We start from the raw sequence: 14,401 nt of genomic DNA on the forward strand, positions 1-14,401 counted from the left end.
TTGTTTGAGCAGTTCCCTAGGATACGAATCTTGTCCAAGAGCTCGTTGGTACGGCGTTCAGCAACTCGTACGAATCGCTGGTGCTTGTTCTCATGTCCTATATTCTCTTGCTTGTTTTGACCATTCATGTCCATATTGTTCCATATTGTACATAAAAGTCAATTTTATGAACAAGAAATTGCAATACTTGTACATTTTGCACGCCTTGTGTACTGTTCGCGTAGAGGCGACGATAGTTGCTGAGAGACGCGAATCAGTCTTCGACTTTGAATGTCGGAGGCCCCGTGGACACAAGTGCAACGTTCCCGTTCGCCAAGGTGCACAGCACCTTCTGGTCCACTGCCACACGAATGACCCCTTCGATCCGCTCTCGCGTTTGGTCATGGACAGCCTGTATGCCCAGAACGCGGCCACAGCTGATGACGAGTCCGTCGATGGGAGCAGAACAGTCGGACTCGAGAATCAGGACGATTGCTGCCAGGATCTCCTCATCGCAGATCAGTTCGATGCTGGCCAAGAAGGCATCGTCTCGCCGACGTGGGGCTACTGTCCCCATGGATGCGGGCCACAGGTACTCGCCTTTCTGCACGATCGGTGCATCAAGAAACGTATCCAGCAGTCCGGCATATGTGACCTGAGGCCTAGCCATCGTGTTCCTGGCCTTGTCCCACGAGCAGGCATAGTTGATTGCCCGATACACCTTTTCCTGGATCCGTGGGCCTGCACGCTGGAATCCCCACAGAGTACGCACTCGCTTCACGACCTCAGTCTCGTGGATCGGCCCCTCTGCCAGCACGACCTCGACGACGACGGACGCGACCGCAACAATCGAGGCCTCTCTCAGGTCAATCGCAGTGAAGACGCCGCGCGTCGCTGTGCACATCGTGTATGGCTGAACGACAACGTTTTCTACCTCCCTCGGTCGCATAGCAACAGTCTGAGGTCCAGCCTGACCTGATGCCGGAATCCCCTCAACTGGGCCACCCTGCCCTGTACGAGCGCCAAAGGAAGACCTAGTCTGCCAAGCGCCTCTGCCCGTCATGCCAGGCGCTTCTGGTGAGCGTCCCCGGTCTCCGTCATGCTCGGCGATACGACGGACCTCGTCCAAGAGACGCGCACGAACGCGGGCGCGGTCTCGAAACCAGTCGGTCGACCAGACCCTGACGATGTGCCAGCCGAGCCCCTCAAGGATTTGCTGACGCAGACGGTCGCGATCCCGCGCGACGCGTGCGGAGTGATATGTGGCTCCGTCGCACTCGACCCCGCACATATACCTGCCAGGATGAACCGGGTCGACGACCCCAATGTCCACTCTGAAGTGGGCACACCCCACCTGCCGCTTGATCGTGAACCCGGCATTCTGGAGCAGTTCCCCGACGGCATCCTCGAAGGGGGACTCTGCGTCCTCCAGAGTGCCAGTCGTGACGGGAAGCGTCCTCGTCGCTGCGTACTGGAGGAACGCTCTTAGCGCTGAGAGTCCCTTCCCTGTCCCATCCGCCGGAATCATCTCGGCCTGAAAGTTGGCGAAGATGACGCACTCTACGCGCGCACGTGTCATGAGGACGTTGAGTCTGCGTTCGCCGCCCAGCTTGTTGATCGGGCCGAAGTTCTGGGAGAAGCCGTGGCTCTCATCATAGCCGTAGCCAACACTGACGAAGATAATGTCACGCTCGTCCCCCTGGATCGTCTCGATGTTCTTGACGAAGCAGTGTTCCGGATTGGTGCGGTCGAAGAACCGGTCGAGCTGAGGGTTCGTCTCGCGCAGGAGCACAAGCTCGTCGTCTATTGCGCGCTGCTGTTCCGTGTTAAATGTTCCGACGCCCAGGCTCAACCCGGGATGCTCCTGATAGTGCTGGACCACCCTCCGCGCAACCTCGGCTGCTTCGATGCGGTTTGTGCGGCTGCGTCCACGGTCGTAGACTCCATCGGGCACATGGACAAAGCTCAGCCCCAGCCCGGGGGCACTGTCGACGGCTGACGGATAGACACGGAGCCGGTTCTCGTAGAACTCGCGGTTTGACACGGCAATCAGGGACTCGTGCCTGCTGCGGTAATGCCACAGCAGCGATTTCTGGCACTGCACGGGCAGGGCATTCTTGCACAGATGGAGGATGCTCTCGATGTCTTGGGCCGATACGTCTGCGATGTCTTCATCGTCGATTTCATCGTCGGACACCATCCGGTCGAAGAACGAGGTGGGTGGAAGCTGCCTTGTATCTCCCATCACGATGAGCTGATCCCCTCTCAGCAAAGCCCCAAGGGCCTCCTCTGGCTTGACTTGGCTTGCTTCATCGAAGATGATGCAGTCGAAGCTGGCGGTTGTTGGGTCAAGGAATTGGGCCACAGAAAGGGGGCTCATCAGGAAACACGGTTTGAGGGCCTGGATGTAGCTTCCCGCCTCTCGCATGAGTGACCGGATGGGGCGATGGCGCCGCTTGCGGTTGATCTCGCCCCGCACGACCCCCGCCTCGGAACCGTGAGTTGGATTCGCAAGGATGGCGGGCCTGCCGTCTTCGATCAGCCGCGCAAGGCGATGCTGGTTCAGTTGGATGATTCGGCGGTCCAGCCGGACGTATTCCTCGATGGCAGCCTCATGAGAAGCGCCGCTGAAGCGGGCGAGCGTTGGGTGTTCGTTGAACGCCTTGCGCAACAGGGTGTCCGCCAGGCATGCATCGAAGTACGGTGCCAGTTCGCTTGGGAGGAACCGGCCGCTCTCTGCTGTCTCGACAAACGTACTGCCGAGAGCCTTGCGGCAATCGGACCGCGCAACAACATACTCGGACCATAAAGGGAGCAGGTTGACGGCCTGGATCCATGTATCCAGGAATCGTACGAGTTCGCCGAGCGGCGTGCCGTCCACGAGCTTCGTGCTCGTGTCGTAGCCAACGCGCACACACACGCCGAGGAGGGACGACCTCGCGTCCTGCCGTTTCTGCTCCATGTCATGGATCTGTGCCAGCCGCTCTCCCGCAGGACGCGTGACAGCCGCGAGTACTTTCGGGGTCAGTCTGCCCTCATCAATAGCAGCCCGAAGCCGCAACATCCATGTGGAAATACGTGCAAGCTGTTCCAGATCGCTGTCTTCGCCCTTCCATGCGCTGCCGAAGTACGCCGTGCCCGTGCCGGCCTGGCCGGCGACCCACTCCCGCTCCTTGAGGAGGTCCTTCAAGCGTGTGAGTAACTCGAGCATCCGCCGGTCACACACGGGCTCGTCAAGGACCAGAAGCGCCAGCACACTGGCGTGGGCGCGCCTGTATTCGCGACTGAACAGCCGGCCAATCCGCTGAGGGAACGTTTCGTAGTACCTGTGGGTCTCGCACAGCCACAGATATGGGGCAATGGCACCATCGACGTCCGCCGACGCCAGCCCCTCCTCGTACCTGAGTTCGGCATCTGAGCGCATCGCCTGGATATGGCGAACAGCGTCCACGAGCCCATCGGACGCACCGACTCCTCGATGCCATTCCGGGCTCGTGGAAACGGCGGATTCCAGCGTGGGGGCCTCAACTGCCTCAGGCGACCGCTCCATAGACGTGAGTACCTCAGCAAATGTGCTCGTGGCGGGAATGCCCAGTTCCAGCAAGCCGGCCATGGCTTCGCGCGCCCTCTCGATGGCCCCCTTCGCTGCCTCCAGCAATCGACCGACTGTTGGCAGGTCATTTGGCATGAGGAGTCCGACCTCGCACTCACGCCAGGGGTTCTCCGTCACGGAGCCCACGCTCTCCAGATGGCGACCCAGCGCAAGCACTGCCTGCCTGTAGATGTTGATCTCGTTCGCCGCCCATGTATCGGCGCCGTCGAACTCCTGCGTCTCCAACGGCAGCAACGACTTTCGAAGCTGCGTGACGGCTCTCTCCTTCAGGCCAAACAAGGCGAAGACCGAGGATTTGGCTGCTCCGACGGGATCGCCCAGTGCGCGGGCGTATGCCCCCAGCTGAGCCCGCAACGCGTCTACTCGATCGTAGTCGGCGATGTCCGTCGTGTGTGGACAGACCTCGTTCTCAAGCACCTTCCGCAGCTGGTCGACGAAATGCTCCTTTGTTGCCTTGTCGCTGTGCAACTCAAGGCACGCGGTACCCAGGCCCACCCCGTCGAGCCGCTGCTTGACCACGTCCAGCGCTGCCATCTTCTGGCTCACGAACAGCACCTTCTTGCCATTTCCCAGCAGCTCGGCAATGATGTTGACGATCGTCTGGGACTTTCCTGTGCCTGGAGGCCCCTCCACAACCAAGCTGCGACCCGTCTTGGCGTCCTCAATCACGGCTATCTGTGATGGGTCGGCGTCCATGACGTGCAGTATGTCCACGGCATGGAGCTTCTCATCGATGGTCTCCGGATCGAATCCCGGGCCGTCGTTTCCAGGAACTGGCTCGTTGAGAAGGAGGCTGCGCAGCAGCCCAGTACGCTCGAAGTGGGCTGTCTCTGACCACGCTTTCGGGTCCAGGTCGCGGTACAGCGAGAAACGTGCGAAGCTGAAGAAATCGAGCTCGACAAGGTCGACGACGCGCCACTTGTCGGACACGGCCCGTCCGACCGACTGATAGTACTCATCGAGCTCGGCGGCCGTCTCTGGACTGTTGAGCTCTGGCATCTCGATGGTCTGTTCACGTAGCTTCGCCTGCAGCGATACGTTGGCGACGACATCGTCGCCGTTCCAGACAATCTGGTATCCCCTGCCTTGCTGCAGCGCCTCGAGCCTCACAGGGACGAGCACAGCGGGAGCCCTCTGGGTCGTATCTGCCGCGTCTGTCTCGCACCACTCAAGGAACCCCAGTGCAAGGTACAGGACATTGTAGCCTCTCTCCTCGACGACCGATTGCGCATCTGTGTCGAGGTCGCGCAAGCGCTTCGCAAGGCGCTGCGGATCATACGAAGCCTCCGCAGAGAAGTTGCCCGAGGGGATGACGATATCACTCAACGGGCCCAGCGAAACCGGGGGTCGGTCTGTGAGTAAGTGTCCTGATGTCCTGATGCCACCATGTGATGACTCTGGATCGTCGGACGGGCCACGCCCCGCGTTCGTCTCACCGTCGAACAGCCCTCTGGCCGTAACGCTCTCCAGATCCGTTCGCCCACGAACTACGATGGCTTTCTCTTGATTCACCAACACATCAAACGCCACACGCGGATCAATGCCTAGTACGCGCAGCGAACGCGCCTTCGTGGGCCGATAGTTGAGGAGTCGATTGCGCATGGTCAGGTCAAGCAGACTCCGACGAGCATCATCTAGCTTTTGTTCAAGGCGTGGATCCATGGTAGCCTCCGGTTTCAGTCGGGTTCTTGTTCCTGCACGGAGAAGCGAATACGTGCCTCGTGGCGTACGAGACTATTCCGTGCATACTCCCTCGTTGTGCTGTCTGAATGCATCTCTACTCGGCCACGCATTTGGATCCTCTGGCAACAGGATGCGTGAACCGTGGAGTTGGTAGTACTCCTTGCCATTGTCGTAGTCTTCTTTGAGACGCTTGCTGACGACAAACCGGTAGCCGTCGGGGTCGATGGTGACGTAGCCGGCATCGAACAACTTGTGGATGTCAGCACGCAGGAGGATGCCGTTGGTGACGTCGTTGGTATGCGTGTCGGACCACTCGATGATATGCGCGGCTTCAAGGACGGGCAGCGAGTGCTCCCTGCTGACGGCACACTGACGATGATAGGCATCGGTCACTTCGACGCGGAACGTCCCCTGGCCTTGACGGACCTCACTCAGGGCATACTGTGGCGTGTAGTCAGGACTGTAGAAGGGCAGTGCATGAACCTGCGGTGTCGATGGCGTCAGTTCCAAGTTGCGGAGGACCTGTCGCACGACGGTCTGATCGTCAGCGCTGCCCATGTGTTTGCCACTGACGATACTGCCAGTGTAGCACGGGACCCAAAGTTCGCGGGGCAAGTAAACGACTTGATCGAGCAGTGCACACCCCACGTCAGTGTTCCATGAATCTGTGCCAGGTTTCTTGTGCCGCATGATGGCGGTTCGGAACTCCTCCAGAGTCCGTACACCGTTGCGGATGCCAAATGCATCCCAAGCCATTTGGAGGGGGAGGACCGAGTAATGCATGAAAACGCCAACCCCTGCGATGAAGTCGAGAGGACTATGCAGCTTGAGGAGCCAGAGAGAACCGGGCTCGACATGTTTGCGTGGCGGCGCGCTGGGAACCCAGAAATTCACCTCGTCGGTGATCTGATTCCGCCGCAAGTAGTCAAACCAGTTGTTGTCCGTAATACCAAGGTACGCCGACAGCATCTATCCTCCTCCACAATAGCGGACACCACTACTGTAGCCAATTGACGGGTTTGTCAACGTGCTTCGTCCGCGGCAGAGCGATGTCTTCTTCTGCAATACGCGTCGCAGCTGGCCAGTCGTTGGCTCTGTCAGTTAGTGTACTGTATTTGCCTAATTCCTTTTCAGCAAAACCCTCTGCTGGCTATCATTGCAAATCCTCCCATAATGGGTTTACACATGTGTACCGTTCATATCACAAGGGAGGCGGTTATATGAATGCATCGTCATTCCTTATCATTGGCATCGCGATAGGGATTGTTGCTGGAATCATTATCAGTTTATTGTTTCGCCACGTGCAAGCGACAACCAATCAGAAGATAATCGATCAAGCAAGAGAAGCGTTCAGCAGTCAGGCTGCCGTGTCATTCAAGAGTCTTTCGATGGACGCCCTCGGTCCCGTTACAAACCAACTAACAACAATGGCCAGCAGCAAGCTGGCAGAACAACAGGGCCAAGCAGCTCAATACCTGGACAATAAGAAGGCCCTTATAGATCTGACCTTGGCAACGATGAACACAGAGTTGTCCAAAGTTCAGAGCACAATGCAGGAACTCAAGGAAAAGGGAGAAAACCAGTTTGGCGGGCTTACTCAGCAACTCACTAATGCGTCTTCGCAAACCAGCAGGCTTACCGATATAACTACTGCTCTCAAGGAAGCCCTTGCCAGCGGCAAAACGCGTGGGCAATGGGGTGAACGCATGGCTGACGACATTCTTCGCGCCGCTGGGTTTAAGGAAGACGTCAATTATCGGAAACAAAAAGAGGAACTCTCCGGCAATCGCCCGGATTTCACGTTTTTCCTTCCCAAGAACTTGCGGCTAAACATGGATGTTAAGTTCCCTTTGGACAACTATATGAATCTCATCAGTGCTGCCACAGAAGAAGAGCGGTCCTCGTTCACCAAGAAATTTCTGTCAGACGTGCAGCAACGCGTCAAGGAGATCAATTCACGAGGGTATATCGATCCAGGAAATGGAACGGTCGATTGTGTCCTGCTCTTTATCCCGGTTGAGTCGGTGTTCGCCTTTGCACAAGAGCAGGATCCAGAGCTTCTCGACAATGCCCTAAGCCAACATGTCATCTTGTGCTCACCATCAACGTTGTTCGCGGTCCTTGTTATCATTCGCCAAGCAACGGACACGTTCTCTATTCAACAGAACATTGGCCAAATCCTGGCGAAGTTCACCGAGTTCGATAAACAGTGGGGGCAATTCACCGATAAGTACGAAAAGCTCGAAAAGCACATTCAGAACGTCGAGGAAGATTTCAAAGAACTTTCTGGAGTGCGAACGCATAAACTTGACGGAATCCTTGAAAACATCCACGCCCTCGAGGAGCAGCAAAAAGGCGTGGAGGGAGAGATTCTGGAACAGCCAACCGACACCTGATATTGACAGAGGCAAATCGTCTCTGCAGACGCTGCTCCCCTTGGTAATAAGCAAGATTCGAGGAACGACTGTCCGTCGGGGTCATTGGCTCTTCGTTGCGGCATGATTCGCACCCTGGTAAACATATGCTGCCGTTCTGGCCACTTACCACGTTGCTATCTATTTACCAGCTGACCCCAAAGATAAATCCTGCCGAAGGATTCATGTAAAAAGAAACTGAGCATCTACAGTTGTATGGGGCCTGCATCTCCCGTCATCTACGCAGGTACTCGTGATAAGGGAGGAACATTGCCGTGGAACCATCTCATTTGCTCGTGAGTTTCAAACTCGATGAGGGCATGAAGACAATCATTGACGATCATGTGGGCAATCTGGCCAGTCTGACGTATCTCAGTGCGGCTGAGGACCGGACGGCGGCTATTGAGACCGCCGATATCATTCTTTCGTGGAACCCCCCAAAGGAGTTCGCGGACAATGAGTATGCGCTGATGAAAAAGGCAAGGTTGATGCAGCTGTTGTCTGCAGGCGCCGACCATGTTCCGTTTAAGCTGTTTCCCGAGACGCTGGTGGTAGCCGGCAATGTTGGCGCCTACGCGCAGCCCATGGCTGAACATGTCATGGCCATGACCCTCGCCTTGGCCAAGAACCTCAGGGAGGGCCACAAGAAGCTCGCAGCTGGGAACTTCGACCAGTTTAGTATGAACAGGTCCCTCCATGGTGCGACATGCGCTGTCCTGGGTTTTGGCGGCATCGGCAAGGCCACGGCTTCTCTCATGAGGGCCTTTGGAGTCAGAATACTTGCAGTAAATACCAGCGGCAAGACCGACGAAGAGGTCGACTTTATCGGGACGACAAAAGACCTGGAATATGCCCTGAGTCACGCCGACATCGTCGTCATATCGATGCCGCTGTCCCGTTCTACGAAAGGGCTCATCGGGGAGCGAGAGCTGACATGGATGAAGCCTGACGCCATCCTGGTGAATGTGGCACGAGGGGAAATCATCGACGAACGAGCCTTCTACGAATATCTGAAGTCGCATCCTGAGTTCAAGGCCGGCATCGACGCCTGGTGGGTCGAGCCATTCAGACATGGAAGGTTTGAAATGCACTATCCCTTCCTCAATCTCCCCAACGTTCTGGGATCGCCACACAATTCCGGCATGGTGCCCGAGGCTCTGGCGGAAGCAACACGAGAGGCTGTCGAGAATGTCAAGAGATTCATGGCAGGAGAGAGCGTCAAGGGAGTATTCAGGAGAGAAGAATATCTGTTTTGACCTCCCTTGGGGTCAGCTGGTAATTACCCGCCAAGTGGTACATGCGTGGAGTCGGCCTGAGCTAGCCATCGACCTATCCTAGACAAGGACTAGGGAATGGATTCCCGCTTGCGCGGGAATGACGAAAAAGGGCGAGGGAAGGATGGAAGGAAGCAGGAATGACGGAGTAGGATTTGTCAGGAGTCAAACGGTGGCAGGACCGCTCCTGAAACATTCCGCAATGATACCACTTCCAGATGGTAACGCTTGAGCCAGGGAACGCCACGTACTACGTACTTTTTCTGATAAGTTTACGGAGACATTTGACGTACATTATTGATGAGTCGATGCGCACTTCCAATCTTTTCAAAAAGGCTCTATAGTTTTATTAAGTGATAAACAATCGCTCAATCTGGGTAAAATACTGTAGGAGGTGAATTATGGCATTCAAAGCTTTGTTTATGGCGCACGCGCCTGATGCAGACCCCGAAAGGGATCACTGTATCCTTGAGACGGAGAAGTACAAACTTTACGTAACGCTTGTAAAAGGCCAGGGTCAGGCATTGGAAGTTTGCAGAAAACTTGTCAAGGAAGAGGGCATCGAAGCAATAATGCTCTGCCCGGGCTTCACACACAAGGACATTGCAGAGATTCTGGAGGTAGTGGGACCCAATGTTGCAATAACCGTTGCAAGAGGGGATGGACCAAGCAGTAAGATTTCAATGGAAGCAATGAAGAAAGCGGGCTGGTTTTGATATACTGAAAGCCTTTCTGTTCTTGGGGTCAAGCGTTACCATTTCCAAGTGGTAACATTTGACTGCAACGTGCCAGAGTCATATAGCGGGTTCAACGGAAAAGGACTGGATTCCCGCATACGCGGCAGAGCGCCACTCCCATGACACCAACATGCTCGTGGGAAGCACCCCTCGCCTTAGACAAAAGGGCTCGGGGGAATGACGGATGGGTGGCACGAGCGAAGGGAGGGCCAGAGTAACGAGACTGGGTTCCCGCCTGCGCGGGAATAACGAAATGGAACGCGGGAATGACCGCGTGGCCTGCCGGATAGTCTATGAACGCGGGATGTGGTACTTGTCCTGGAAGGCGTTGAGGATGCTGATGAACTTCGGGGTCAGGCGAGCACGTGCCTCCTTGGCGATACTCTCTGGGACTCCACCATAGAGTGCCTCGGCCACCGAGCCTGCGATGGCGGCCTGCGTGTCGGCGTCACCGCCCAGAGCAACTGCGCGGCACACCGCGCCCTCGAAGGACATGGAGGTCAGCGCGCAGATGAGCGCCTCGGGTACCGACCGCTGGCACGTCTGGTCGAACGAGCAGGTTGCTTGGATGTCCTCGTAGGTACGGTGCAGATCGTACCCAAATCGAGCCTCGAGCACGTCCCGGATGACAACCTGACTGGTCCCCTGGCGGGCAAGGAAAATGGCAGCCGCCGTGGCCTGAGCACCCTTGATGCCCTCCGGGTGGTCGTGCGTCACCTCGGCTGAACGCTGCGCCTCCTCCAGCGTTTCCTCCAATGTGTCGAAGGCCCAGCCCACGGGGCTGACGCGCATCGCCGACCCGTTGCCGAAGCCGTTGTAGGGTTTCGAGCCTGGCGTGGTGAACCACTGCCTGAACCTCCCACCGAAGCCGGCATCTGGATGCTCCAGCGCAAACTCGCGCAGCGTCTCTTCGTACGGACGGCCTGTCAGCAGCGTCTGGGCCACGGCCATGGTCAGGACCGTGTCATCTGTCCACTCTGAACCTTGGCTGAACAACGGGAAGTCCATCGACTTGATGGCGTGAAACTCATAGACCGAACCGATGATGTCGCCTGCCACTGCTCCCAGCATACTGGCCTCCTGAGGTCGGGGCATCATAGCTCACACCTCACCATACCATTGGTGTAGTATACAACTAATTGCTGCGCTGAGAGACGAACCGAGGGGAAACTTGCCCAGGTCAGGGACAAAAGGTCGGGGGATGAGACTGGATTCCCGCCTGCGCGGGAATGACGGAGCCTCCGCGGAAATGACAAATAGGACACGGGAAGGACCAGCAGTATTCTGTCATCCTTCACCTCCATGTTGAATGAGTCGATGCGGCATCTTCGAAATTTCTTCAACAAAGGGCCTATAGTACCTTGAAATGATATTTTCGTGGCAGAGGCTGACAGTTTTATCTTGACCCAGTTCTCATTGCATCTCAAATTGTTGTTTCATTGCAAAGAATAGTTTCGAGAGAAACTGACCCAATAGATTCAGTCGTTGTACCTCATTTATCGGGAGTCAATATATGAGCGAAATGCCACTTCTAAAGATAGGTGATCTGGAAGCTCGTGTACCAATTATTCAGGGGGGCATGGGCGTTGGTGTTTCTTTATCGGGTTTAGCGTCAGCAGTTGCAAAGGAAGGAGCTATTGGAATTATTTCCTCTGCAGGAATTGGTATGTTAGAGCCGGACTTTGCCAAAGATTTCAGAGAGGCAAACGCAAGAGCTCTTAGAAAAGAAATAAGAAAAGCAAAAGAAATGACGAAAGGCATCATCGGTGTAAACATAATGGTAGCTCTTTCAGACTATGATGACCACGTGAATATTTCAGTGGAGGAGGGTGCTGATCTCATTATTTCAGGAGCGGGGCTTCCTCTCAAAGTCCCGGAGAAGATTTTGCACGGTAAGATTGAAAAGAATAGGACGAAATTTGTTCCTATAGTTTCCTCAGGAAGAGCTGCAGAACTTATCTTCAGATATTGGGCGAAGCGGTATGGTTTAGTACCAGATGCAGTAGTTGTTGAAGGCCCGATGGCTGGTGGGCACCTTGGATTCAAAAAGGAAGAAATTGATAACCCTGATTATGCCTTAGAAAGGATACTTCCCGATGTTATTTCCGTAATGAAAATTTACGAACAACGTTACGGGGAAAGCATTCCTGTCATTGCCGCAGGTGGTATATTTACTGGAGCCGACATTTACAGGTTTCTTCAGTTAGGGGCAAGTGGAGTTCAGATGGCAACAAGGTTTGTAGGAACTTACGAGTGCGATGCTTCAATTGAGTTTAAAGAGGCTTACGTGAGAAGCAAAGAAGAAGATACTGTCATCATAAATAGTCCTGTCGGAATGCCAGGACGAGCGATCAGGAATAAATTCCTGGATGACGTAAACCAGGGAATTAAAAGACCAGTGAATTGTCCCTGGAAATGTTTAAAGCCGTGTGATTATGCTAATTCTCCTTATTGTATTGCACTTGCATTAACGAACGCCAAGAAAGGATATCTTGAGAATGGTTTTGTTTTTGCTGGTGCAAATGCGTATCGTGTAAAGAAGATTATTTCCGTGAAGGCACTTATCGAAACTTTGCAAAAAGAATATAGAGATGTATCATGCCCTGAATTCTATAAATCCTCTTGATGTCGTATGATTTGGGCGGGAGGTCTTAGTTGAAGACGAACACGAATAAACTTAAGTTGTCCAAGGGGGATATAGAAAGAATACTCCCTCAACGAGAACCATTCCTCTTTGTCGACGAGATAACTGACCTTGTGCCCGGAGAAAGCGTGACAGGCAAGAAGACTTTTACTGGAAAGGAAGATTTTTTCAAGGGGCACTTTCCACAGATGCCAATTGTTCCTGGTGTTATTCTGATGGAGTTTGCTGGGCAGGTATCTGCATTCATGATACTTACCGTTCCAAAGAATAGAAACTTATTTGGCTTTTTTGCCGGAGTGGACAAGTTCAGGTTTCTGAAGAAGGTGGTTCCTGGACAGACTCTTATTGTAGAATCAAGGCTTATTTCTTTCAGGCATAACGTTGCAAGAAGTGAGAGCAAGATTTATTGCGGTGATTCTCTCGTAGCGCAGGGTGTTATTGCTGCGGTTTTTGTTGAAAATGAAACTCTTTAATGCAGGAGTTTCTTGATGGTAGGAATCGTTGGGTTGGGTAGTTATGTTCCTGAACAGGTTGTTACCAATGCTGATCTTGAGAAGATTCTCGACACGACTGATGGATGGATAAAGAGCAGGTCAGGAATTACGGAAAGGCGTTTTGCGAGAAAAGACCAGGCAACGAGTGACCTCGCACAAATTGCTGCTGAAAGAGCGCTGGAAGATGCACATCTGTCTCCGAATGATATTGATTTGATCATTGTTGGAACAAACTCTCCTGACATGCTTTATCCTGCTACAGCTTGCCTGCTGCAAGAGATGATTGGAGCAAGAAATGCAGCTGCTTTTGACCTTCAGGCAGGTTGTCCAGGTTGGGTATATGCAGTTACTGCTGGAACTCAATTCATTCAATCAGGCATGTACAAGAATGTTCTTGTCGTAGGAGCGGAAGTTATCACCAGGATGATGGACAATACAGATAGAGGGACTTATGTTCTGTTTGGTGATGGAGCAGGCGCTACCGTACTAAGCACCGTCGAACATGGTGGCTTCCTTTCATTTGAACTGTTTGCTGATGGCTCTCTTGCACAATACCTCACGTTACCTGCTGGTGGCTCGAGGAAACCTTTTAGCAAAGAAGTGCTAAAAGAACGAAGTTACTTCACCAAAATGGATGGCCAGGCAGTATTTAGATTTTCTGTCCGTGAGATCTCGCGTATTTCAAAGAAAGTTCTTGACAAAGCAAATGTTCCCCTTGAGAGTGTTGATTGGTTCGTACCTCACCAGGCAAACCTCAGAATCATTCAGTCTGGAGCTCAAGAACTGGGTATACCTATGGAAAAAGTCGTTGTTACTATTGATAAGTATGGCAATTCTTCTGCCGCTTCCATCCCTATTGCGCTTGACAAGATTTACACAGAAGGAAAGCTAAAAAATGGTGACAAAGTGCTTATGGTTTCTTTTGGCGCTGGAATGACTTCCGGTGCGATTATTATGGAGTGGTCCAGATGAAAGCATTTGTCATCACTTCCAGCATCAAACGGGAGCATCCCCAATTGCTGCAGTTCGTACCCCTCGGCTGTCACCACACCGTCTGACAGATCCAAGACGACGTAGGTGGCCGTGCGGGCGGGGAAGCGGCCCCCGATGCTGCCCGGGTTGACGAGGAGGATGCCGTTCTGGCGCTCGATGAGACGCCGGTGGGTATGGCCGAAGAGGACGACGTCGGCCCGGTCCTTGCGCCCCTGTTCGAGGAGCAATTTCACCCCATACTTGGTGCCATAGTTATGGCCGTGCGTCATGAAGATGCGCCTGTCGGCAATCCGCAGGAGGCGCTGGAGCGGGAACAATGCACCGAGGTCACAGTTGCCTCGCACGGCGTCGAAGCGCACGGACGGATACGCTGTGCTGAGGGCAGCGACGTCGGCCTCGCCATCCCCGCAGTGGAGCACGCGGGTGATCTCGGGATGCCGGCGCATCGCCTCCTTCAGGTTGGACGTGTTACCATGCGAATCGGAGACGACCAGAATGTGCATGCCAGGAACAAGGGATGGATTCCCGCCTGCGCGGAGAAGCACCCCTCGTATGGGAACAAAGTGCTCG

Annotated in this window: 10 protein-coding genes; 6 read left to right on the plus strand and 4 right to left on the minus strand. The window is 54.3% G+C overall.

Annotated elements, in window-relative coordinates:
- Positions 1–253: 253 nt before the first annotated feature.
- Both SMC1_RS05495 and SMC1_RS05500 read right to left on the minus strand, forming a co-directional pair.
- On the minus strand, positions 254–5,254 hold the full coding sequence (locus SMC1_RS05495) for a DUF3320 domain-containing protein (protein ID WP_119085787.1): 5,001 nt from the start codon (positions 5,252–5,254) through the stop codon (positions 254–256).
- Positions 5,255–5,326: 72 nt separating this feature from the next.
- A complete protein-coding gene (locus tag SMC1_RS05500) occupies positions 5,327–6,244 on the minus strand; it encodes an HNH endonuclease (protein WP_119085788.1) in 918 nt (305 codons plus the stop codon).
- A 251-nt stretch (positions 6,245–6,495) separates the two neighbouring features.
- Here SMC1_RS05500 and SMC1_RS05505 point away from each other — a divergent pair, with 251 nt between their 5' ends.
- The 3 genes from SMC1_RS05505 to SMC1_RS05515 all read left to right on the plus strand — a co-directional run bounded on the left by SMC1_RS05505 (position 6,496) and on the right by SMC1_RS05515 (position 9,679).
- Complete coding sequence (locus SMC1_RS05505) at positions 6,496–7,671, plus strand: DNA recombination protein RmuC (RefSeq protein WP_165849252.1); 1,176 nt, start codon at positions 6,496–6,498, stop codon at positions 7,669–7,671.
- A 338-nt stretch (positions 7,672–8,009) separates the two neighbouring features.
- On the plus strand, positions 8,010–8,945 hold the full coding sequence (locus SMC1_RS05510; RefSeq protein ID WP_207799320.1) for a 2-hydroxyacid dehydrogenase: 936 nt from the start codon (positions 8,010–8,012) through the stop codon (positions 8,943–8,945).
- Positions 8,946–9,364: 419 nt separating this feature from the next.
- Entirely contained in the window at positions 9,365–9,679 is a 315-nt protein-coding gene (locus tag SMC1_RS05515) for a DUF6506 family protein (RefSeq protein WP_119085791.1), read from the plus strand.
- A gap of 312 nt (positions 9,680–9,991) precedes the next feature.
- Here SMC1_RS05515 and SMC1_RS05520 read toward each other — a convergent pair whose 3' ends face one another.
- Positions 9,992–10,771: an ADP-ribosylglycohydrolase family protein gene (locus SMC1_RS05520; protein WP_119085792.1), complete on the minus strand. Its 780-nt coding sequence runs from the start codon at positions 10,769–10,771 to the stop codon at positions 9,992–9,994.
- A gap of 442 nt (positions 10,772–11,213) precedes the next feature.
- Between SMC1_RS05520 and SMC1_RS05525 the strand changes: the two genes are divergently transcribed.
- Genes SMC1_RS05525 through SMC1_RS05535 form a run of 3 tightly spaced genes read left to right on the plus strand, consistent with a single transcriptional unit; the run spans position 11,214 to position 13,810 of the window.
- Positions 11,214–12,326: an NAD(P)H-dependent flavin oxidoreductase gene (locus tag SMC1_RS05525; RefSeq protein ID WP_119085793.1), complete on the plus strand. Its 1,113-nt coding sequence runs from the start codon at positions 11,214–11,216 to the stop codon at positions 12,324–12,326.
- A gap of 29 nt (positions 12,327–12,355) precedes the next feature.
- Entirely contained in the window at positions 12,356–12,817 is a 462-nt protein-coding gene (gene fabZ / locus SMC1_RS05530) for a 3-hydroxyacyl-ACP dehydratase FabZ (protein ID WP_119085794.1), read from the plus strand.
- 15 nt (positions 12,818–12,832) lie between these two features.
- Positions 12,833–13,810, plus strand: a complete 978-nt coding sequence (locus tag SMC1_RS05535; RefSeq protein WP_279386564.1) for a beta-ketoacyl-ACP synthase III — start codon at positions 12,833–12,835, stop codon at positions 13,808–13,810.
- On the opposite strand, the gene SMC1_RS05540 is transcribed toward SMC1_RS05535, so the two are convergent.
- On the minus strand, positions 13,711–14,401 hold a 691-nt coding region (locus tag SMC1_RS05540), incomplete at its 5' end, for a metallophosphoesterase (RefSeq protein WP_133299408.1). The genes SMC1_RS05535 and SMC1_RS05540 overlap by 100 nt on opposite strands.

The sequence above is a fragment of the Candidatus Cryosericum septentrionale genome (genome assembly GCF_003570995.1).
Classification (GTDB): domain Bacteria; phylum Caldisericota; class Caldisericia; order Cryosericales; family Cryosericaceae; genus Cryosericum; species Cryosericum septentrionale.

What these genes read in the sequence shown, in the direction of transcription:
- SMC1_RS05495 (WP_119085787.1), bottom strand. Translation starts at nt 5,254, where the DNA reads ATGGATCCACGCCTTGAACAAAAGCTAGATGATGCTCGTCGGAGTCTG.
- SMC1_RS05510 (WP_207799320.1), top strand. Translation starts at nt 8,010, where the DNA reads ATGAAGACAATCATTGACGATCATGTGGGCAATCTGGCCAGTCTGACG.
- SMC1_RS05505 (WP_165849252.1), top strand. Translation starts at nt 6,496, where the DNA reads ATGAATGCATCGTCATTCCTTATCATTGGCATCGCGATAGGGATTGTT.
- SMC1_RS05535 (WP_279386564.1), top strand. Translation starts at nt 12,833, where the DNA reads ATGGTAGGAATCGTTGGGTTGGGTAGTTATGTTCCTGAACAGGTTGTT.
- SMC1_RS05520 (WP_119085792.1), bottom strand. Translation starts at nt 10,771, where the DNA reads ATGCTGGGAGCAGTGGCAGGCGACATCATCGGTTCGGTCTATGAGTTT.
- SMC1_RS05525 (WP_119085793.1), top strand. Translation starts at nt 11,214, where the DNA reads ATGAGCGAAATGCCACTTCTAAAGATAGGTGATCTGGAAGCTCGTGTA.
- SMC1_RS05500 (WP_119085788.1), bottom strand. Translation starts at nt 6,244, where the DNA reads ATGCTGTCGGCGTACCTTGGTATTACGGACAACAACTGGTTTGACTAC.
- SMC1_RS05515 (WP_119085791.1), top strand. Translation starts at nt 9,365, where the DNA reads ATGGCATTCAAAGCTTTGTTTATGGCGCACGCGCCTGATGCAGACCCC.